Annotated in this window: 18 protein-coding genes; 13 read left to right on the forward strand and 5 right to left on the reverse strand. The window is 70.6% G+C overall.

The annotated features are described in order from the left end of the window. Nucleotides 1-113: 113 nt before the first annotated feature. The 3 genes from ACWCXH_RS33910 to ACWCXH_RS33920 all read right to left on the reverse strand — a co-directional run bounded on the left by ACWCXH_RS33910 (nt 114) and on the right by ACWCXH_RS33920 (nt 2,009). Nucleotides 114-611, reverse strand: a complete 498-nt coding sequence (locus tag ACWCXH_RS33910; protein ID WP_449805353.1) for an ATP-binding protein — start codon at nt 609-611, stop codon at nt 114-116. A 257-nt stretch (nt 612-868) separates the two neighbouring features. Next, on the reverse strand, nt 869-1,069 hold the full coding sequence (locus tag ACWCXH_RS33915; RefSeq protein WP_449805354.1) for a hypothetical protein: 201 nt from the start codon (nt 1,067-1,069) through the stop codon (nt 869-871). A 106-nt stretch (nt 1,070-1,175) separates the two neighbouring features. Continuing rightward, nucleotides 1,176-2,009: a hypothetical protein gene (locus ACWCXH_RS33920; protein ID WP_449805355.1), complete on the reverse strand. Its 834-nt coding sequence runs from the start codon at nt 2,007-2,009 to the stop codon at nt 1,176-1,178. 296 nt (nt 2,010-2,305) lie between these two features. Between ACWCXH_RS33920 and ACWCXH_RS33925 the strand changes: the two genes are divergently transcribed. From ACWCXH_RS33925 to ACWCXH_RS33945, 5 genes are all read left to right on the forward strand, one after another. Beyond that, nucleotides 2,306-2,644, forward strand: coding sequence for a GntR family transcriptional regulator (locus tag ACWCXH_RS33925; RefSeq protein WP_449805356.1), 339 nt, complete (start codon nt 2,306-2,308; stop codon nt 2,642-2,644). 612 nt (nt 2,645-3,256) lie between these two features. Further along, the gene (locus tag ACWCXH_RS33930) at nt 3,257-6,469 is read left to right on the forward strand and encodes an NB-ARC domain-containing protein (protein ID WP_449805357.1); all 3,213 of its coding nucleotides are present in this window, start codon (nt 3,257-3,259) and stop codon (nt 6,467-6,469) included. Nucleotides 6,470-6,484: 15 nt separating this feature from the next. Then, nucleotides 6,485-7,639 (forward strand): damage-control phosphatase ARMT1 family protein, encoded by a 1,155-nt coding sequence (locus ACWCXH_RS33935; protein WP_449805358.1) that lies wholly within the window; start codon nt 6,485-6,487, stop codon nt 7,637-7,639. Nucleotides 7,640-8,518: 879 nt separating this feature from the next. Further along, entirely contained in the window at nt 8,519-10,039 is a 1,521-nt protein-coding gene (locus ACWCXH_RS33940; protein ID WP_449805359.1) for a transcriptional regulator, read from the forward strand. Further along, nucleotides 10,036-10,854 carry a DciA family protein gene (locus ACWCXH_RS33945; protein WP_449805360.1) on the forward strand — a complete coding sequence of 273 codons (819 nt, stop codon included), beginning with the start codon at nt 10,036-10,038 and terminating at the stop codon, nt 10,852-10,854. The genes ACWCXH_RS33940 and ACWCXH_RS33945 overlap by 4 nt, the downstream gene beginning before the upstream one ends. A 12-nt stretch (nt 10,855-10,866) precedes the next feature. Here the strand turns inward: ACWCXH_RS33945 and ACWCXH_RS33950 are convergent, their stop codons facing one another. Continuing rightward, a complete protein-coding gene (locus tag ACWCXH_RS33950) occupies nt 10,867-11,925 on the reverse strand; it encodes a hypothetical protein (RefSeq protein ID WP_449805361.1) in 1,059 nt (352 codons plus the stop codon). 595 nt (nt 11,926-12,520) lie between these two features. Between ACWCXH_RS33950 and ACWCXH_RS33955 the strand changes: the two genes are divergently transcribed. Continuing rightward, the gene (locus ACWCXH_RS33955; RefSeq protein ID WP_449805362.1) at nt 12,521-12,820 is read left to right on the forward strand and encodes a hypothetical protein; all 300 of its coding nucleotides are present in this window, start codon (nt 12,521-12,523) and stop codon (nt 12,818-12,820) included. A gap of 411 nt (nt 12,821-13,231) precedes the next feature. Here ACWCXH_RS33955 and ACWCXH_RS33960 read toward each other — a convergent pair whose 3' ends face one another. After that, the gene (locus ACWCXH_RS33960; protein WP_449805363.1) at nt 13,232-13,966 is read right to left on the reverse strand and encodes a hypothetical protein; all 735 of its coding nucleotides are present in this window, start codon (nt 13,964-13,966) and stop codon (nt 13,232-13,234) included. A 215-nt stretch (nt 13,967-14,181) separates the two neighbouring features. Here ACWCXH_RS33960 and ACWCXH_RS33965 point away from each other — a divergent pair, with 215 nt between their 5' ends. The 7 genes from ACWCXH_RS33965 (at nt 14,182) to ACWCXH_RS33995 (ending at nt 20,215) form a co-directional block, all read left to right on the forward strand. Then, nucleotides 14,182-14,841 (forward strand): DciA family protein, encoded by a 660-nt coding sequence (locus ACWCXH_RS33965; protein ID WP_449805364.1) that lies wholly within the window; start codon nt 14,182-14,184, stop codon nt 14,839-14,841. A gap of 365 nt (nt 14,842-15,206) precedes the next feature. Then, entirely contained in the window at nt 15,207-15,860 is a 654-nt protein-coding gene (locus ACWCXH_RS33970) for a hypothetical protein (protein WP_449805365.1), read from the forward strand. Nucleotides 15,861-15,873: 13 nt separating this feature from the next. Further along, nucleotides 15,874-16,473, forward strand: coding sequence for a hypothetical protein (locus ACWCXH_RS33975; protein ID WP_449805366.1), 600 nt, complete (start codon nt 15,874-15,876; stop codon nt 16,471-16,473). Nucleotides 16,474-16,632: 159 nt separating this feature from the next. Further along, nucleotides 16,633-16,860: a hypothetical protein gene (locus ACWCXH_RS33980; protein WP_449805367.1), complete on the forward strand. Its 228-nt coding sequence runs from the start codon at nt 16,633-16,635 to the stop codon at nt 16,858-16,860. Nucleotides 16,861-17,107: 247 nt separating this feature from the next. Next, complete coding sequence (locus ACWCXH_RS33985; protein WP_449805368.1) at nt 17,108-18,313, forward strand: NucA/NucB deoxyribonuclease domain-containing protein; 1,206 nt, start codon at nt 17,108-17,110, stop codon at nt 18,311-18,313. A gap of 197 nt (nt 18,314-18,510) precedes the next feature. Then, nucleotides 18,511-19,146 (forward strand): hypothetical protein, encoded by a 636-nt coding sequence (locus tag ACWCXH_RS33990; RefSeq protein WP_449805369.1) that lies wholly within the window; start codon nt 18,511-18,513, stop codon nt 19,144-19,146. Between the two features lie 313 nt (nt 19,147-19,459). After that, complete coding sequence (locus ACWCXH_RS33995; RefSeq protein ID WP_449805370.1) at nt 19,460-20,215, forward strand: hypothetical protein; 756 nt, start codon at nt 19,460-19,462, stop codon at nt 20,213-20,215. Nucleotides 20,216-21,104 lie beyond the last annotated feature (889 nt).

A 21,104-nucleotide genomic window follows, 5' to 3' on the forward strand; every position in this document is an offset into this window, starting at 1 on the left:
GGCCGCCGGACCGCACGACCCACTGCGCGACGGCGTTCGCGGCACCCTTGCGGATGAGGCTGCGCCCCGGGCCGGGGTCCGGGGCGCAGCGGGCGCGGGGGAGGGGTGGTCGGTCAGCCGGCCGCGGGGATGCGGCAGCGGATGCGCTTGCCGATCGGCGAGGGCTTGACGGTCCAGCCGGGGGCGAGGATGTCGAGGAGGAGCAGGCCGCGGCCGGTCTCCGCCTCGTCGCTGTCGGGGGCGGTGTCGGTGCGGCGGGGGCCGGTGCCGACGAGCGGGTCGTGGACGGTGACGACCGCGTCCGCCCCGCGGGAGCGGTAGACCTCCACGACCAACGGGGCGTGGGGCCCGCAGGCACGCACCGCGTTGCCGATCAGCTCGGACAGGACCAGCTGCGCGGACTCGGCGGTCTCCAGGTCGACGCCATGGGCGACCAGGACGGTCAGCGCCAGGGCCCGCATGGTCTGCACGGTGTCCTGGTCGGCCGTCAGGTAGGCGGTGATCCCGCCGAGGCGGGGGACCAGGTACAGGCCGGGGCGCGGGGCGGGCAGGATCGGCTCCTGCGCGGTCAGGTCGGGCGCGGTGCCGGTGCCGAAGGTGGTGGTGGCCATCACCGGCCACCTCCCCGGGCCCGCCGCAGCGCCTCGTCCATGTCGGGGTCGCTGTCGCCGGGCGCGGTGTTCAGCGTGGAGCGTGCGATGATGTTGTGCAGCAAGGTCGTTGCCTCCAGTTCAGGCGACGTGGACGGCCCCGGGGCGCAACCCGGGGCCGTCGCTGTTGGCGGGGCCCGGTCCTGCCGTCCCCCCGCCGTCGCCGCACCCGGGTCGAGGGCGGAGGCGACGGGCAGCGTCGCAGGAGAGATGCGCGGTCAGGCAGCGGCAAGGACGGCCAGCCGACGGGGCCGGTAGCGGGGGCCGGAGCACAGCGGGCTCGCGGCGGCGACCAGCCTGTCCTCGGTCGGGGTACGCCGCTGGTCGACGGTGGTGATGCTGGCCGGGCGGGGCTCCGGCGTAGTGAGCGCCCGGATGAGCAGCGGGAGCAGCTCACGGGAGATGGTGGCGTAGCGCACGGAAAACCTCCGGGATGCGAAGCGGCGACCCGGAGAGTTCCGGGCCGCCGCAGGCTGGTGGGGGCTGTTCAGTTCTGGAAACGGGCCGGGCCCGGCGTGGTGCTGGTCAGGCGGAGAGCTGCTGGCGCTTCCGGATGGGGTTCTCGGCCAGCACGTCCTCCGCGCTGCGCACCGCGCCGATCGGGCGGGCTCCGACCGGCACCGCCGCGCCCTGGATCGGCTCGACGAGACGGCCGGTGATGTGCTGGGCCCGGCGGCGCTTCGCGAGCAGGAAGTCCACCTGCGCGTCCGGCCACTCGGCAGCGCGCTGCTTGAGCTGCTCCTTCGCCTGGCGGCGCTCGGCGAGCTGCTGCTCCTCCTCGGCCCGGGCCTGGGCGGCGCGGCGCTCCGGCTCCTGGCGCAGCAGCTCGAGGTAGGTGGCGCCCAGGCGCAGGCCGTCGGTGCAGCGCTTCTTCGGGTCGGTGCAGGCCGCGCAGCGGCTGCGGTGCCCGACGTACGCGGCGTGAGCGGTCTCGGCGGTGGGCGCGGCCGGCGTGAGCTGGTGGATCGCCTTGGGCAGCGGGGCCTTCACCTTGTGCAGGACTTTGGTCGGCCGGCGGGCGGCGACATCGGCGCTGGCCTCGACCCGCTGCTCCTGCCACCGAACCAGCGTCACGTCGATGATGACCAGCCGGTTGGAGTTGCTGCAGCGTCGGGCACCAGGGGTGCCGGCCTTCATGGTGTGGTGCGGGGCGATCTTCCACTCCTTGGTGCCCTTGTTCAGGGTCAGGGGGCACCAGGTCTGGCAGGCCGGGCAGGCCAGGACCTCCGCGCGGTGGGTGAGCTGGACCGAGTTGAGCGGCAGCTTCGACACCAGGAGCGCCGGCTGGGAGGAGACGTTGGTCGTGCGGGTCCGGCTCTTGCGCTGCCGGGCGGTGGGGATCGCGGTCGAGGTGGTCATCAGGTGCTCCTCGTCTGTCAGGAGGAAGGTGAGGGCCGCGTTGCGGTGCTCTCTCCGCCCGCCAGGCCGCACGGGAATCCCGGCGCACTGGGGAGCGGACAGCGCATCAGCACTGCTGTGAGGCAGTCGCATGGGTTTGGTGGAGCTACCCGGCGCCCACTCGGGCGGCGACTACCTGCGTGTTTGCTCCGGCCTCAGCGCCGGCCTTGCTCAATCAACATAATCGCCATTGGCAACCATGTCAACATCCTTGCCATAGCTATCTATGGCGGGGTGGCGGATGTACGATGTCGCACATGAGTAGCGACCCGAGCCGGCAGCAGGTGCCGTACCAACAGCTGGTGCAGGCTGTCCTTGCGCAGATCCGCAGCGGAGAACTCCGCCCGGGCGACAAGCTCCCGAGCACCAGCCAGCTGGCGGCCGAGCACGGCATGGCAACCGGCACGGTGCAGCGAGCCGTGGCCGAGCTGCGCTCCCGTGGCGTCGTTTACTCCCAGGCAGGGCGCGGCAGTTTCGTGAGCTCCCCGGGTTCCAAGCCATCGGCAGCACCGACGGTCGAGGACCTGGCACGTGAACTTGGCGAGCTTCGTAAGCGCGTCGAGGAGTTGGAACGAGCTCAGCGGACTGAGCCTTGAACTCCAACGTCGGATCAGAGCCGTCACTTCTCCCCTCCCGGCCTGCCGATGCGATAGCGGAGCGGAGTAGCGCTGCTCCGTTGCCCAGAAGAGTGCCTGGGCTTTTTGGTGTTGTGGCTGGTGCAGTGCTGCGGTGGCGCTGCGGACTGGGGTGCGCGTCGGGGAAGATCTACTTCGTGCTCCACACCGCCCTGTCGGCCAGGCGTGGCGGTGGTGCTGCGAGTGTGCTGCGGAGTACGCCCGCGACCAGGAGTTTTGGCACAAGCGGTTGTTAGCGTCGGAGAGTCGGTCGAGGGGGTCTCGGTGGGCACGGTGCAGCGCTGGACTGGAAGGGAATCGCGCGCATTACGGGAAGCCAAGCGCCTGTCGGTGCGGGGATTCGCGGCCTACGTGGGAGTCGGAAGCCGAACAGTGTCTGACTGGGAGTCGCCTTCCAACCCGAAGGCGATCAGTAAGCCTCTCCAGGAGGCACTGGACTCAACCTTGGAGCGATGCAGCCCGGCAGAGCAGGAGCGGTTTTGGGAAGCAATCGGCGAGATGCCAAGAGCTCCCAAAGAAGCCGCGGCGCCACCGGGCGGTTTCCTCCCCATCCCGAACGCGGAGCCAAGTCTGGTGCGCAGGAACGCTGACTTCGATGGCCTCATCTCCGTCTTGGAGGAGGCCCGCAACACTGAGGGGATCGCGGCGGTAGCTGTCGTCGGTCCTGGGGGATTCGGCAAGACGACCATCGCAACTCAGCTGGTCAACGACGAGCGGATCCAGGAGCTCTATCCGGAGATCCTCTGGGTGGAGACCGGTGAAGGCTGCACGCCGGCCCGGGTCGTGGAGCTGATCTCGGACATCTGTGTCCACCTCAGCGGCACCCGCCCGGCGCTGACCGATCCGGAGCAGGCAGGCTTCCATCTCGCGCGACTGTTGCAGGATCGGCGAGCGCTGCTGGTCATCGACAACGTCTGGTCCGCTGCCGACTTGTCTCCGTTCCTCCTCGGCGGCGAGGAGTGCGTGCGGCTGGTGACGACGCGGAACGTCCGGGTGTGCCCGTCAACCGCGCAGGTGGTGCGGCTCGGACCGATGACGGCGGCCGAGATCAGCGAGATGCTGACCCGAAACGTCGCCTCGCTGCAGCACTCGGAGGCCCAGCAGCTCGCCGAGCTGCTGGGCGGTTGGCCGCTACTTGCGCAGATTGTCGGCTCGACTGTCGGCCAGGACGTGGCTTCCGGGGCGTCCTCTGGACGCGTTGTGGCGGAGACGTCGGAGACGATCCGCGACTACGGGCCGCAGGCCTTTGACGTGCTCGACGCCGTCCAGCGGCGCAGCGCGATCGGTCAGGCGATCGCGTCCAGCCTGGATGGCCTGGAGGAGAGCGTCGTGCTCAACGGCGCGTCGGATCTGCGGGCGCGGTACATGTCGCTGGCGGTGTTCCCGCCGGCGACAGCGATCCCGGTCCGGGCGCTGACGCATTGGTGGAAGGTGGCGTTCGGTTGGTCTCCGCACGCCACCAGGCAGTTCTGTCGTGTCCTGGCGGACCGGTCGCTGGTGAGCAGCTACCGAGCGGACACGGAGACGATCACGCTGCATGACGTGTTCCGGTCCTACTTGCGGCACCTGGTCGCGGATGACTGGGCGCAGTTGCACGGCTCTCTGCTGGATGCGTTTCGCGATTCGACCGGCGGCCGGTGGGAGGAGCTGGGCGCCGAGCAGGGGTACCTTTGGCGTCACCTGCCGTACCACCTGCGTGAAGCTGGCCTGGAGGACGAGCTGGTCGGGCTGCTCTCCTCTCCCTCCTACGTGGTGCGGAAGGTCGCGCTGGTGGGGGAGCAGTCGCTGGTCGCCGACGCGGCGGTCCTCGACGCTTTGTCCGGAGGGCGGCGCTCGCCCGCGTGGACGGCGGCGCGGGTGATGGCGGGCTCCGGGTATCTGCTGACCGGTCTGGTGGAGCCGGCCGATGTGGCCGCGACGCTGTCGATCGCCCTGCACCGCTCGCCCTCGCCGGCGTCGCCGGAGGCGCTCGCCGAGGCCGCCTCGCTTGGGGCAGCGTTCACCGCCGGGTGGCTGCACCGCGGTGCGGCGGCCGAGTCGAAGGACGCCGGGCACGTGGGAGCGATCGTCAGCGTCTCCACTGTGGCGAGGATCGTCGCCTCCGGCGGCGAGGACGGCACTGTGCGGCTCTGGGATCTCGACACCCGTCAACCGCTGCGTACCTTCCGCGCACACACGGGCTGGGTATTCGCCACCGCGCTCTCACTGGACGGAACGGTCGTCGCCTCCGCCGGGGATGACGGCCTGGTACGGCTGTACCGCACAGACTCCGGCACGCCGGTGGGTGTGCTGGCCGGGCACTCCCGCCGGATCCGGGCCCTGGCGTTCGCGCCGGACCAGCCATTGCTGGTCTCGGGCGCCGAGGACGGGGCTGTGTGCGTGTGGGACACCGAGCGGCTGCTGCTGCTCCGCCGGATGCAGACCACCGGCACGCCGGTGTGGTCGGTTGCGGTCGGCGGCGGGGACGAGCCGGCGATCGCTGTCGCTGGTGAGGACGAGTTCGTCCGGCTCTTCGACCTGGCCACCGGGCGGCTGCTGGATGAGAAGGCCCAGCACCGGGACTGGGTGCGATCGGTGGCGTTCGCCGCTGGTTCGGGCCTACTGGCCTCCGGTTCCGGTGACCGATCGGTGGTGGTGTGGGCGACGAAGGGCGGCACACTAACCCCGGTCCGGCGCACGACGGACCTGCCTGGCCGGGTGCGTTCCGTCGTCGCATCCCTGGACGGCGGGCTCGTGCTCGCCGCGACGGAGGAGCCGACGATCCACGCGCTGACTGTTGACGGTGAGGCCGGGAAGACCGCGCTGCCGCCGGGCGTCGACTGGGTCCGCTCGCTCACACGGAGCGGTGATGGCACGGTCGTCGCCGGCTGTGAGGACGGGGCTGTACGGCTGTGGCCGATGCACGGCGGTCCGCTGCAGACACTGGCCCATGGGTCGAACACGACCTGGTCGACGGCGTACTCGAGCACGGGCACGGTTGGGCTGATCGGCGATGGCGCGGGGCGGGTCGACCTGGTCGACGCCACCGACTCGACCCTGCTGCGCCGGCTGCCAGCAGGGCACGGACGGGTCTGGTCCCTCGCCTCCGGCACGGACCTGGTGGCGGCCGCGTGCGGCGACGGCGCCGTTCGGGCCTGGTCGCTCGCGGACGAGGCCTGGGAGCTGACCCTCAACCAGGACACGAACCGTACCTGGGCGGTGGCCATGGCCCGCACCGCTCCGAGGCTGGCGGCGAGCACCGGTGACGGGCACATCCGCTGCTGGGACCTCCCGAGCGGCAATCTGCTGTGGTCGCAAGACGTCCACGCTGGCCGTCTCCGCTCGGCCGCGTTCAACGCCGACGGCCAGGTCCTCGCGGCCTGCGGCGGAGACGGATCCGTCCGCGTATGGAGGGCCGCCGACGGCGAGTTCGTTTCCCGGTTCACCTGCCCGACCGGCTGGGCCCGGGCCGTCACGCTCGACGATCAGGGCTTCCGGGCTGCCGTCGGCGCCGGCATTGGCGACATTGCAGTCCGTGACCTGGCGAGCGACCGGTTCACCGCCCAGCTGAGCGGGCACTCCGGCCGCATCCTCATGGTCGCCTTCACCAGCGCCCCGGACCGGCTCGTCTCTGCTGCCGCTGACGGCACCGTCCGGCTCTGGTCGCTCGCCGAACAGCAGCAGCTCGCAGAGGTCCGAATCGATGGCAGCCTCAACTGTGCCGCCTACGACCCGGTCCACGGCCGCATCCTCGCCGGCAGCGCCGCTGGCGTTGTCGCCCTGGACCTCGACCTGAACCAGTTCTGAGAGGGATAGACGCTCATGTCCCAGCAGGCCCCGGTGATCATTTCTAGTGAGTCGCCTTTCGCTAGCGACGTGTTCGCCAAGCGGCATCCCGCGCTGATTGAACGGCTCACCGGGGCCTGGCCCTTCGAGCCCGGGCAACGGCAGGCGCTGTCCGAGCTCGCCGAGGAGGGCGTCCACGGCGTGATTCGTCCGCTGCCTGACAGCGCCAGCGACTACCAGCTCTGGCGCAAATGGGGGAGCGCCTACTATGGCCGCCGGTGGGCGGAGGCGCCGTTCCTCTGGGCGGAGAGCTTCTTTTACCGGCGCCTGCTCGAGGCCACCGGCTTCTTCAAGCCCGGGCCATGGCAGGGCGTCGATCTGTTTGCGCCGTTCAAGCAGGCCGAGCTCGCAGGCGAGGTGGTGTCAGCGGAAATCTCTGCGCTCGACGACGTCGCCGACTTGGCCGCCGACGAGCGGGGGCAAGCGCTACTCCTGTCGAGCCTGTGGGGCAACCGCGCCGATCTGGCGCTCCAGATCACCGCGGGTCGCGGTATCCAGGCCTCCGGCCTGGTGGCCGACGACAGCGAGCGCCTGTGGGAGCTGCTCCGTTCCGCCCCGGGCGGAACGGTCGCCATGATTGCGGACAATGCCAGCTCTGAGATGGTCGCGGACCTGGTCCTCGTCGACCACCTGCTGGCCCACGGACTGGCCGGCGAGATGGTGCTGCACGTAAAGCCAGCACCGTACTACGTCTCCGACGCCACACTCGGGGACGTCGCAGACTGCCTGCGGGCGCTGCTGCTCGGCAAGGGCGAGGCCCACGCTGTCGGGGAACGTCTGCGCGAGGCGGCCGCAGTTGGCCGACTGCGGGTGCGCACCAACGCCTTCTGGTGCGCACCATTCGACTTCACCGCAATGCCGGAGTCCCTGAGATCCGACCTCGCGGCCGCCACCCTGACCATCCTGAAGGGCGACCTGAACTACCGGCGATTGGTCGGCGACCGCTGGTGGGAGCCCACGCTCCCCTTTACCGAGGTGACGGGCTACTTCCCGGGTCAAGTCGCGACGCTGCGCACACTGAAGTCAGACGTCGTCGTTGGAATCGGGGCCGAGCAGTTGGGCGAGCTGGACCGATCCGGGATCGGCTGGCGGACCGCCGGTACGCACGCCCTCATTCAGGTACACCCATGACGCTCGAGGGTCAGATCCCGTCGTACTTGTCAGGGCATCAGAACTCCGCCCCGTCAGATCGACACGGGCGGTCGGCAGGCACGTACAGGGCGCTGCGAAGGGGTAGGCTGGCCCAGATCCACAAAGAGTTTCGCCGCCCGGACCTTAGGCAAGTCCGGACGGCGTCGGAGTGGGCCGGCGCCCCCTGGCAGGGGCCCAACCCGTGGTCGTACCTAAGAGGAGGTGACGACGTGATTCAGGGTACCCGTACCCGTTCTCAGGCACACGCGCGGCACCCCGCCGTGGTAGCGATCCTTCGCGGGTCGCTCCGGCGGGGTGCCGTCGTTGTTGTATGCGGATACACCTCGCCCCCGAAGGGGGTTGAGATGACGTAGCCGTCGCAGGCGGCTGCCACCCCCGGCAAGGGGTTCCACCGCCCGGCCGCTGCTGGTGTACCACCACCAGGCTCTGCGGCCCTCTGCTTCACCGCTCTCCGAGTACCACCTCGGTCGGCGGGGCCAGATCTCCCGGTACCACCCGGTCGATCCGGCGAACTTTCAGGGTTCTCGCGGACCCAGCACCCACGAAGGGCGCCTTTAGCGTGCCCACCTACTGCTAGGAGGCTTTGCCATTTTGCAGCACCGCTCTGCGGGCTGCCAGTGCCGCCGTGCTCGTGGTGTCGTCGACGACTCCACGGCTTTCGGCGACGCCAGCACCGTTTCCAACCGTCCAGTCGACTCGCTTTCCGCTTCGTGCCTGGTCTGTGAGGCCAGCTCGCTACCAGCACAGTCCGCCGAACCGCGGCCTCACCACCTTGACGACGTGACGCATATCACCCACCCGGGCGAGTGTGCCGGTCTCCCGGTTGACGCTCTTGCGGGTGTAGTTCCGGATGCTCCGATGATTCCTGGCCAGCGGCAGAAGTCGGTCGACGTCGCGTCAGCGACCGCTGCGGCGGTGCCGAAGAAGGCACGACGGTTCGTGCCGTGCGTACAGGTGCTGCCCCGGTTGCTGGTGTCGGCGGCGGAGCAGTGGGTATCGACGACGCACGGCCGGATCGCGCTGGACCCATACAGCTGGATGCAGGCGGTGCACTGGGTGGTCGCGTCGGGCTGCTACGCCCCGGCCTGGTCGCACGGGCCGCGGGAGATGGGCCGCACCACGGTCCGTGTCGCCCAGGAGCTGGCCGCGCTGTCGCCGTGCCGACCGGGGGTGGAGTACCTGGCCCGCAAGCTCAAGACGACGGATCGGACGGTCCAGAACCATCTGCGGATGCTGCGCGAGGCCGGCCTGCTCGCCTACATCGTCAAGGGCACCCGCGTCCGCGGCGAGCGCGCCCGGGCGTCCGAGTTCGCCCTGGTGATCCCGGTGGCGTTCGACACCGCCTTGGGCGTCCGGACCGTCGGGGAGAGCACCGGGCGTCGGATGGTCGGGATCGCGGAAGCCGGGCGGGCGGTGATGGCGGTGCTCGGCAAGAGGGCGGCGCGCAAGGTCCGGGCGGCCCGGGTGAAGGCTTCCGCGAAGGCCTCGGTGACGGCCCCTCAGGCCGCTCCGGCCGGTGCCTCGTCCCGGGTGCCACACGCCGCTGACGGCACCTCAGCAGCGCTCTGCCGTTGCACCCCAATGGAGGGTGGTTGCTGTTTCTGTTCTGCTGACGGTGATACCCCTCTTCCCTCTGAGAGCAAGCTCGCGAGCGGGGGGCCGAATTCCACCACCTCGAAGAAGTCCGGCAAAACGAGCCGGAGCCCCCGGAAGCTCAACCGCGTCGGGCGCCGCTTCCAGCTGGCGTTCGAGCTGGTGCAGCAGGTGCCGTGGCTGCATCACGCCCTGGTCCCCCGCGTCGCGTGGGTGATCCAGGAGGTCGCCGACGCCGGGTGGACCGCGAACGAGGTCATGGCCTGGCTTGAGACCACAGACCAGCCCCTCAACGGCACCCGCCGCCCCACCGGGCTGCTCGCCTACCGGCTCAAGGGCGTCACCCTGCTCCCCGGCTGGGACACCGCGGAGCAGCGCGCCCGTACCGTCGAGCGCTGGAACGACTCCCCGCACGCCGCGCACGCCCGGCACAACCGCGCCCGGTCGACGTGGAGCACCCAGGACTGGCACGCACCCACCAGTGTCTCCGTCGCCCGTATGGTCACCGCCGCGGTGGCCCCGGCCAGCCCGGGCCCCGACGCGGACGTGCTGCCCGACTTGCAGCGCGGCGAAGACGGCCTGGTCCTCCTGGAGCAACTCAGCCGGGAGGAAATCATCGACCTGCGCGTCGCCGCCCAGCAGGACTGGTCGTTGGTCACGATGACCATTGAGGAGGCCGGCGAGGACTACGCCCGCCGCCTCTACACCAACGTCCTGGTCGACCGTGTCCTGCGGATCAAGGGCACCGGCCGCATGGCCCTCAACCGGCACGGGAGGAACAGGTGAGTAGTGACATCGCCCGTGCCGCCCTGCAGGCCGCCCGGGCCGCCGCCCGGCACCGGCCCACCGCCGATCCGCTCCGACGTACGCCCGCCCGCCAGCCGCGGCGCGCTGCCGTCCGGGACGGGCGCGAACCCGTCGGTCTCGCCGCCGTGTTCACCGGCCTGGTCGCCGAACGCGCCTGGGAACTGTCCGCGACAGGCGGGAACCTGCTCGACCAGTGGCCCGCGATCGCCCCCGAGCTCGTGGACAAGGTCACCGCCACCCACTTCGACCCGGCCACCGGCCGGCTCGACCTCCAGCCGGTCTCCCCCGCCTACGGCACCCAGCTGCGCCTGCTCGGAAGCCAGCTCGTCGCCCGGATCAACGCGAAGCTCGGCACCGAGGCCGTCCGCAGCATCCGGGTCCTCGCCCCTCGCCCGCTTGGCCCCGCTCGCACGCCCGCCGCCCCGGTCCCGCTCCCTACCGTCGCCCCGCCGCCCGCACCGGCCCCGGTCAGGACCCGCGACAGCGCCTCGGCCGGGTACCGGCAGGCACTCGCCGCGCTCCAGGCCGCCAGGACTCCCCCGCGGATCGACCCGGGCATCGCGGCCGCCGTCGAACGGCAGGACCAGGCCCTGCGCGAGCGGCGCGAACCCGAGAACGCGTTCGCCGACGCCCTCGCCTACCAGGCCGACCAGGCCGTTGCCCAAGACCGGGCCGCGGCCGCCGCCACCAGCCAGGCCCTGGCCGTCCGCCGCGCCCGCGCCGAACGCGCCGGCGCCATCCACTTACGCACAGCCCGCGGCACCCCGAACGCCGACCAGGCCGGAGCGGCATGACCGGAACCACGGTCACCTCGGTTCCGTAGCGGGCTGGTTCTCCGCCCTGCGGGCCCGGACCAGCTTCTCCCGGCGGGCCCGCTGCACCGCCGCCTCGTGGACCTCGGACCGCTGCTCCTGACGGGCCCTGAGGACGGGGCTGTCCTCACCGTCGGGCTCGGCGGGCGGCCATGCGGACGGGTTCTCCCGCACGGTGTGGGGCTCGGACCGGACCTCAGCACTCGGCAGCGGCGCCCGGCGCAGCGGGCTGCGGTCGTTGCGGGAGGCGCCGTTGCGCTGGCGCAGCTCCTGGCGGATCAGCGCGGCCGCAGCCGCGGTGCGCTGCGGTCCTGCCCGGTTGCCGTCGGCTCCGGCGGTGGCGAGGACCTCGCGCACTGGCCGTTCGGGGCGGCGATTGTCGTCTTCTAGAGGGGCGTAGCAGCGGGGGCAATTCTTGTCCGCGTCGGACAGCCAGCCGTCCTCGCAGTCCGGGTCGGCGCATCTGCTGGGAACGACCAGGTGGTAGGCGCACTCGTCGGGGGTGTGGATGTCGTCGGCACCGTAGGTGAGGCGCAGGTGGGCCCAGGTCCGCCACCAGCGGCGTTCGATTCGCTCGATCAGCCGGCGGGCGGGGATCCGGGAGAGTTCGGCGCGGACGACGGCGACGACGTTGGCGTGGAGCTGCCCGCCGCACAGACTGATCAGGCCGTTCGGGAAGGACAGCATGACGAGCGTCATCGGGTCGGCATGGGCGCTGGTCAGGCAGTCCGCGCAGATCGCCTGGGTCGTGGGGGCGTCGCAGGTTCGGCAGAGCCCGCGACACCTGCGGCACAGCCCTCCCCGTACCCGCTCGCTGTCGCCGGCCTTCGTCGGCGAACTGCTGCCGACGGGGGCCCGGCAGACCACGCACTCTGTGCGACAGACCCCACACAGGTGGTCGGTGGGATGCGGGAGGGGAAGGCGTCGTTCCTGGCAGCGCAGGCAGCGGTCGGTCCTGGTCTCGCCCAGCGATCCGGCCGGGTCGGTGATCTTGTAGACCTCGATGACCGGGGCGCTGGGGCAGGTCTCGCAGCACAGTTCCAGGACGAACAACCCTTCGGCCGACGCGATCTGGTTCGTACGGGGGGTGCGCTCGGGTGGGCCCGGCGGGAGACCGGGCCCGCCGGCCCGATGCTGGGTTGCAGGCCCAAGGCGCCGTTCCGCGGACATCCTTTCGGGATAAGAGACTGCGGGGCGGTGGTGGGCCAGCCCCCGGGGCAGGTCGTCGATGGAGCCGGTTGTCAACGAGTCCTCCGTCGCGATTGCAAGCGGCCGAGCTTTCCCTTGTGGCGTTCTGTGGCGACGTGGAGTCAACGCCGCCGGCTCGGTGTCGGAAACGCGGATGCCCTGGATGGCTGCATCATCGGGGCGGTCGGGGGGTCTGGGGCCGTGACGAGGCGTGACGGGAGCCGCGGCCGCCCGGACGGCTCAATTGCCGCAACCGGATGGTGCAGCGGGTGTTGAACCGCACATGGCACAGAATCCGAGCAGCGCAGACCTGCGGTTCGGGGACCCGGACACCCAGGACTGGGCCCATGGCTTGTTCAGGAGGCAGTACTACGACCCCGGGAGCTCATGGCCGAGGAACCCCCACCCGGGTGAGGTCGGCTACCGGTTTCGCGACTGCCACCGCTGCGGATCGCCGCGGGTGATGATCCTGGGTGAGGACCGGCTCAACCCGGTCAGGATGGACGCCTCCTGCGGCTGGCGGTGCCACCCGGAGAACTGCCCGGTGTGCCGGATCGCCGCCCTGTTTCCAGGCGGGCGCATCAAGCCCTGGACGCCGACCTTCCCGTTCGACTGGCGGGAGGGACTCGCCGCCGCGGGAGTCGACGTGCCGCTGTACTTCACCGGCCGGGGCCCGCGCTACCGCTCCGACCACGGGACGTCCGCGACACCGAAGAAGAAGAACACCGCACCCGCCGACGATCACCCTCACGAGAGCTGAGCACCTCCCTGAAGGACCGCGGCCCGGCTCCCGCTCGTGACAGCGACCAGACCGGTCCCCGTCCTCGAAGACGGTCTGCTGCCGTGGAGAGTCCACGGCAGCAGACAACAACTCGTCGGCAAGCGCTCCCTGGTCCCCGAGACGCGCACCGGGCCTACAACGGCGGGCGCCCACTCGACAGGCACACCGGAAGCGGCCGGACACAGCCTGCTGGCGCCCGCTTCACCGCAGACGAAACCGGATCCGCCCAGCGGACAGCGCCGGACCACCGGACGGGGGCATCGTCGCACAGGGCGTCTGACGTAGACGCCACGCCTTTCCGGTTCGAACCGCACGCGCGCCGGACGACCACCGTCCACCAGCAGAGCTCGCCTGGGGGGCGGACCGGCCAAGGCGCGGATTAACGGGTGGTCACGTCTCTTCCCGGGTGCACAGGTGTCCCGACGGACAGGCCGGACATCCCCGCACACCAACGAGATGAGCGACGGAGTCGAACACCTCCTGCGCGCGCGAGGTGTCTCCTGCGCAGAATCGGTCGGCAAAATCCTCGACCGACACGGTGCCGGAAGCTTCTGCGCTCCGCAGATACGCCAGCGCGAAGTACTCCTCGGTCCCGACCTCGTCCGGATGCACCGGAACACACACCTTGGGCAGTACCTTGGCCTCCTCATCGTCCTCGAAGAGCCACGGGTCGCCCGGCAGCGCCGGCCGACGAGCCACGACCCGCACCATCACCGCCTCATCCTGGGCGTCCACGAGCAGTGCACCGCCGGAATGCAGCCGGTGCACACTGCCGCGTAGGTCCTCGCCCGACATCCCGGGGATTACCGTGCCCACGTTTTCCAACGGCAGCAGGCTCGCCTCGTCCTCCCCGCTCCTCAACGGAATCACACCGATGTCGATCATGTGGTCCAGGTAGATCGCCTGGAGCGGAATCACCGCGCCATAGATCGGCCGCAATCGGGCGAGGCGGCCCAGCAGGTCGACGTCATCGGGCAGAAGCCGGGGATCCGCCGTAGCCGCTTCAGGCCTGTACCGGGCCGGTACCTCGAACCACTCGTCGTACCCGGGCGGCTCCAACTGCCGCAAGGTGTGGTCGGCAACATCACGCCGCCGCCGGGCCTTGTTCGCCTTCGTTCTGCCCACAGAGCCCTCCAGGTGCTTGGTTCACGCTGCTCAACGGAACGCCGAACGCCCCGGCATCGGTCGTCACTCCGATACCGGGGCGCGTTCGGGGCCATCTGCGCTCGTCCAGCCGGGGACGGCACTACCTGCTGCATCCCTCGGCGGCGTGGTGGACCTGAAGCGGAAACGGGTACACCGGGACCTGCTCGCTCACTGATACGTGCGGTAGTAGTCCCGTGCCATCCGCCTCCCAAGGCTGGGCCCTGGGCATGGCCGCCGGCAGCATCCAGGACCGGTGGGCCGCCATCGTCGGACCCGACGCCGCCACACACTGGGCCCCGGCCGGGTTCGACAGCACCACCCGAACCCTGCGCGTCCTGGCAGACTCCCCTGCCTGGGCCACCCAGCTGCGCCTGCGCGCCCGCCAGGTCCTCGCCCTGCTCGACCAGCAGCTGGCGCCGGGCAGCGTCCGCGCCCTCGACGTCCGCGTCGCCAACAAGCCGGCCGCCCGGGCCGAGGACGACGACCGGACCGCCGTCGCCCGTCACCACGCCGAACCAGGGCCCGCCCCGATTGCTCCACCGCTGTGCGACCACCCCGGCTACCAGCAGCTTCGCCAGCAGATGCGCGAGCGGGCCCAGGCCCACCAGGCCTCCCGCGACGAAGCCGCCGCCGCCCGGGAGGAAATCCTGCGCCGGCACTACAACAAGCTCCGCGAACCCGAGCGCGCCCAGCACCCGCCGGCCGAAGACGAGCAGAACCCGGCCGAAGCCGCCCGTGCCCGCGACCTCCTCGCACGCCACCGTGCCGCCCTCACCGTCGCCCGCGCCACCCGGGCCGGGGCGATCCCGCTGCGCACCGCCCGGCCGACACGGTCGCAGGCCGGAGCGGCGTGAGGTCCTGTGGGCGGCGGGAGGGCGTCATGCCGGCGCGGCCAGCAACGGCCCGGCCGTTACCGACAGCGGCTGTTGCGCAGCGGGGGCATCCTTCGTTGCGCGTCGTGCGGTTGAGCGGGATTCATCGCCGACGAGTTCGCCTCGTTTCCCGCAGGGAATCTCCACGTTTTTCACAAGTAAGAGGACCAACGATCGTTTGCATTCGTGGCTCGATCGTCTGCGATGGATAGGTTCCATGGCTGGATTGCACCGGTTTCTGGCATGCCTAGATCAAATTATCCTCAGATCACCCTACGACCGCCGGATCCACTCCTAGAGTCCTGTCTGCCCGCCTGCCCGGCGGGATGAAACAGGAGGGGAATCGCATGAACAGGGCTGTACAGAGGTACGTCTCCCGGACGGCCGCACTGGCGGCGGGCCTGGCCGCCGCGGCGGTGCTCGTGGCGCCGCAGGCACAGGCGGTGCCCGTGCCGGCCGCCTCCCCGGGCCAGGCGCCGGTGGCCACCGAGCTTCCGGCCGGTGCGATACCCGGGAACTGGACGATCGACCGGCAGGCACCGCTCCCGGCAGCGCCCCAGGCCCTTGCCGCGGCCGGCGTCGCGCCGTCCGGGGAATCCCCGAGCGTGACGACTGACTTCAACCCCTACCTTCAGGCCCGCAACTCCGTCTTCCGCGGGCAGACCTGCGGGACCAACCGCGTCGACGTCGTCACCGGCTCCGGCCCGATGACGCTGACCCTGTCCCAGAGCCGGGCCGTGGCCAGCCAGTGGTCGGCCAGCGTCGGCGTCTCCCCCGGAAGCGTGTCCGCCACCGTCGGGTTCAGCGTCACCGACACCGCCACCAACACCGAGACGGGCAGCTACACCGTGCCGGACGGCAAGTTCGGGCACCTGGAGGCCTACCCGCTGTTCGACCACTTCACCTTCGACGTCTACGACGGCCGATTCAACAACGCCTACGTCGGCGGAGGCGACGCCTTCCACCCGGTAGGCTTCTGCTACAACCACTGGACCGACTAGGAGTCTTGAGCACATGCGACGACCTGTCAGGTTCGCGGTTGCGGTGGCCCTCCTCGCCGCCGCCACGGCGGCGTGCACCGACGACGGGGCACCCCAGGGGAAAGGCACACCTCCCGCATGGCCTCTGGACGGGCTCGCGGCCGCGCCCGTGGACTCGGCCATCCAGTCCGCCGTCGACGCCCCACCGGCCAAGGCCCCGACGAAGGTCCTCGGCGTCGCCCGGATCTCCGCCACCGACGTGGTCCTCGCCCTGAGGAACAACACCTGCCAGGCGCTGTTCCTGCCAGACAAGACCACCGGACAGGTCACCACGGCACCCACCTCGATCGGAGCGCAACGCCCCGAGGCCGGTACCGCCTCCTCGGACAACCACGACCAGTTCCCGGGAACCGTGCTCGCCGGAACGTACACGCAGGCCTCCAGCCCCATGGAGCCCTTCGCGTTCGTGACCCTCGGCTGCTCCGAGAAGGGGATGGTGCTCAAGATCGAAGGAGCCGGCGAATCGGCACAGGTCCAGAAGAAGGCCGGAGACTCACTCAGGTCCTGGACCTCAGGCCGCGACGTGCTGGTGGCCGTCGGAGCCGCCGACGCGATCCAGGCCTCCGGCAGCTGATGACCCGCCGCTCTCGCCGCCGCCACGGGAAGAGAGCGAGCTAGCCGCCACGCTGGAGGGCTGGATCGCCCACGCGGTGCGCACCCACGCCCTCGTCCTTCGGACGACCTTCGCCCTCCGTGTGCCCCGGCCACCCAGGCCGGGGCACACGGAGGGCAGTTGCGTGGACCCGCTGGTCTGACTTGCGTCGAGGCCGTTGCGGCTGGCGTCGCGGACCAGCGCGGCGATCCGGACGGTGAGACGGGTGGCGGTCAGGCTGAGGCCGGTGAGACGCTGCTCGGCGAGGTCGAGCTCGGCGTCGGCCTGTGCGGGGTCGGTGAAGGCGGTGCTGAAGGCGAGCTGGGCCTGGGCGTCGAGCGCCTCGACCTCTACCCACGGAATAGCTGAAGACCGCGGAGCTCGCCCCGCACCCTCTAAACGAATCGAAAGCCTGAAATCCCGGCATGCAAGTACCGCTTTTTAGAAGGAAGTTGACTACTTTTTAGACATAGCAGAGGGTATGCCTACCCTGCCCGTCCCATCGTCTGCTTACGGTCGTTCCCGAGAGTGGCGGACCGGTCCGCATAGTGCGCCCGGCTTGAGTGCCGCTCCTGGGGGTGGACCCTTGGTACTGCGTCGAGCAATCACGATCACCGTGCTCGCGGCTCTGTGCACTGTTGGAGCCGGCAGCGCGACCGCCCAACAGGACAAGGAGGTAAAGCAGGCCGCGATGGGCCTGAAACCGGTGCACAACGGGGACCAAGCAGCACCATGGCCAGGTCAGGCGCCCGCCATCGCGGCGGCTCCCGAAGCCTGCGCTCTTCCGGCTGAGGGGCAGACGACGGCATGCTTCACCGTCACCAGTCCGAACAGCCTGGCACCAACCGTTCTGGCAGCACCACAGTCTCTGGCGGCAGGCGCCCCGGTTCCTCAGTGGTGCATCGATAACGCGTTCAAGGGACGCCTCGGCCTTCGGACCGAGGCGTGCGACATCACCGGCGGGACCTACACCACCTACCGGAACACCAACGGTGCGATCACCACCACCGGCGAAGCCAAGCTCAACGTGATCAACTACGAGTACTCCGACACCGGGCTCGAGTACTGGGGACACCAGATCGAGCTCGGGGCGTACTCGGGCTGGGGCGATGCCCTCAACGGCACCATCGAAGGGACGGCCATCCCCAGCGGATCGTGCACCACCAACAAGTCGGACTTCCCGGCACAAGGCATCTCGCCGCTTCAGTCCTGGCGTCTCGGCGAGGCGTTCTTCACGACCACCGCCACCGCACCCGGCGCGATCGGCTTCTGCAAGACGACGTGGCAGCTCACCATGCAAGCCCCCGGGTACTCGCCGATCCAGGCCACCTACAGCTACGACGACATCCGGTGCGACAACGCGACCGCGGGAAACCCCAAAGTCGGCTGCGTCGTGCCGTGGTACGCGTCCCCCGTGTCGTACAGCCGTTCCGCGAACCCGTCGCTGGCCAGCCACGTCGAGCGCGCTCAGGCCTCCGGCCTGCCCGGCGCCACGTTCGATGCGCCGCTGTACCGCACCACCAACGACGCGGTGACCAATGCCAACCGGACGCAGGCATGCGGGGACGCGCCCAGCATCGCCGGGTACAGCTGCGACGAGTATCCGCTCGCCTCGACCTACCAGGGGCTGACCGCGGGGGGAACGCGCCGGACCTTCGACGGGTGCAACTTCAATCTGCCGAACCAGACAGGGCCCACTGGCGTCAGCGTCTGCATGATCCCCGAAGGAGAGAACAACTCCCAGGGCGGGACAATGTCGCAGTTCTACCGCTGGCAGCGCGTTCTCGACCGTGACCCCTACCGAGTCGTGATCACAGCCTGACTCCCGCTTCGGGGCTGTCCGCAGCACGACCCCGTCGTGCCGCGGACAGCCACTGCGCGGTTCGCTCCATCCCACTCACCAAAAATGCGTAGCGTTGAGACAGCACCTCACGACGGGAGTTGGCCATGTCGGCGGATTGGGTCCATGTCCGGGCGGTCGACCACTCAATCGGCGTGTTGGATGGCGGGCGGATCCCCGTGGAAACATCCGACTACTCCACCGGCCTGGTCGTCCAGATGTCCGCCGGCGCCCGGATCTACACCGGCATCGACACCGGCCAGGTCCGCGTCCAGGCCTCGGCCCACGGCGAGCGACCACCGATCCCGGCAGACCTGGACGACCCATGGTCGGACATCGTCGAAGCCAGCGTCTTCGCCCCGCTCGGCAACCTGCGCGTCGACTCACTCGCCCACGGCCCGGCCCCGCACCTGCCGAACCTCAGCGCATCCGGCCCCGGCTGGTACCGGATGCGCGTCTGCGCCCGCGGCCGGGACACCGCGTTCGACCAGGTCTGCGAGGAACCGGTCGAGGACTACATCATCGCCGTCTGGCCCCAGGAACCCTCCCCACCCGTAACGGTCCGAGCGGGCGACCAATGCGGGCAGAGCCTGCGTACCTCCGCTGCCGGCCGAGCGAGCCAACCCGCCGCACCACCCGCGACCGCCGTACAGCCGCCCAACACGGAGCAGGAACGCCAGGCCGCGCTCAGGCGCAGGCTCCAGCAAGCCGCCGGCCACACCCATGCCACTACCGCCCCCGACGAGTTCGGGCCGAACACGCTCGCTCCGCAGAAGCCCGCTGCCCGACCGACAGACTGGCAACCAGGTCAGTAGACACACCACCCATGCCCTTGCCCGGCCGCGCGCCGCCGGCAGTAACCAGTGACCGACCAGCCCGAGCAGCAGCCGGCCCCGCCGCACGTCCGGCCGTGGACTGCGGACGACGTCCTGCCCTGCCCGGACACCCACCACCGGATCTACGCTGCTCCCTCGTCCAGTCGGCGCGTTCGCGGCCACGCGCGCCGGTATCCGCGCCCGCCCGGGGCGGGACTTCTCGGATTCCCGCGTGCGGGCCGGTGACGGTTCGTACGATCCGGCCTGAGCCTGGCCGGGAAGCTGCCAGCCGCTGGACCAGGGGGACGGGCTGATGGAGTATGTGGTCTGGATGGTGCTGGCCGCGCTGGTGGTTGGCGGCGTGGCGGTCTGGTTGCGGCAGCGCTACCCCGGTGGATGGCGGTACGCCCTGAGCACGGAGTATGCCGGGCAGCGGCGTGACCTGGACACTGCCCGAGGCAAGCTGCACGAGCTGCACCGCGAAGCGGACCGCGCTCTCGCGGCGGCCCGCGCGGGAGTCGAAGCCGCCGAGCATGCACGCCTGAGCCGCATCGCCCAGGCCGAGGCGCGGCTGGCCCGGCTCCGGTCACCCGGGCGAGGCATGCTTCGGCCTTCGGCCGGAAGCGTTCTGTGGCTGTACGAACACGTGCTGGTGGTGGAGGTGGACGGCCGCGACGTCGAATGCCCGCTTCACGAGGTCTCGGTCCGTGACGAGTACTCGGACGGAAGCGGTCACGTCTACGTGGCGCTTCCGGACGGCCGCCGGCAGATGGTGTCCGTCTCCCTGGAGGAGACACCGGAGGCCGAGGTGCGCAGGTTTGTCGTGGCGGTGTTCAACGCCGCCGCCGACGAGAAGATGGCCAGGCTCGAGCGGCGGGCGCTCGTGCCACAGGCCGAGGCCGAGCTGCGCGAGGCGAAAGCCGACACGGCTGGCCAAGAGCAGGCGAGGGACCGGCTAGCCAAGGTGAAGGCCCGTCAGAAGTCGGACAAGCGCATCCCACGCGCGCGTCAAGAGCTGGACGCGGCATTCGACCGGTGGGAGCAGCTCACCGGCCACCGCCCGCAGTAGCGCGCACGCCAGACCGGGTGGCCTGCCGAAACCGGGTGACACCGAGGTGATTGCCTCCTACCGCGCTCTGCTACCGGGTCCGTCCCTGGGGCAACCGCCCGCTTCACTCCGCCCGCCCGCCGATGCCCCTCACCGGTGCCGCGTGACCCGGACCGCTCCACCACCCGCCCGCCGACCGCTGGCTCCGCGAGACCCACCGCGCCGCCCTCGCCCTCCTGGTCGAGGACAAGGCGCTGCGCCGCCGGCTGATCGAGACTGCGACGCGCATCGACCGCCTCGCCTACGCCGACACCCCCACCACCGACCGGGTCGACCAACCCCCGGCTTCGTCCCCCACCAGGCCGAAGACGACGTCCGGCCTGCGAACGAGACGACCAGCACCGACACCGCCCCGTAGCCGCGCCAGCTACCGTCAACCACGCGGCCCGCCACCAACGGCGGCCGCCACCACGAAGGAGGCCCCGGTGACCACCCCGCCCAACCACCAGAGCCCGGCCCCGGCCAGGCCGGCCACCCTGCACGAACTGCGCACCGCCCTCAGCAGGTACGGCCTGCCCGGCGACCGCGACCTGTTCGAGCAGTCCCTGACCACCGCCCTCGACTCCTCCCCCGATCGGCGACCTCGCCGCCGTCACCGAGGTCATCGCCACCTACCACCACCGCCTGACCCTGCGCACCAGCACCGAGGCCATGGACTCCCTCGCCGCACCCGTCGGCGGCCAGCAGTGGACCCCAGCCACCGACGCGTTCGCCCGGCTCCGCGCCGCCGACGGCGACCGGTGACCAACCAGCCCGAACAGCCGGCCCCGCTGAACGTCTTCCTCTCCGATGCCCGAGTTCGGATGATTCTGCGAATGGGGCCCCGCCGGATGTACCAGGATGCTGTCAT

It is taken from the genome of Kitasatospora sp. NPDC001660 (genome assembly GCF_053596725.1).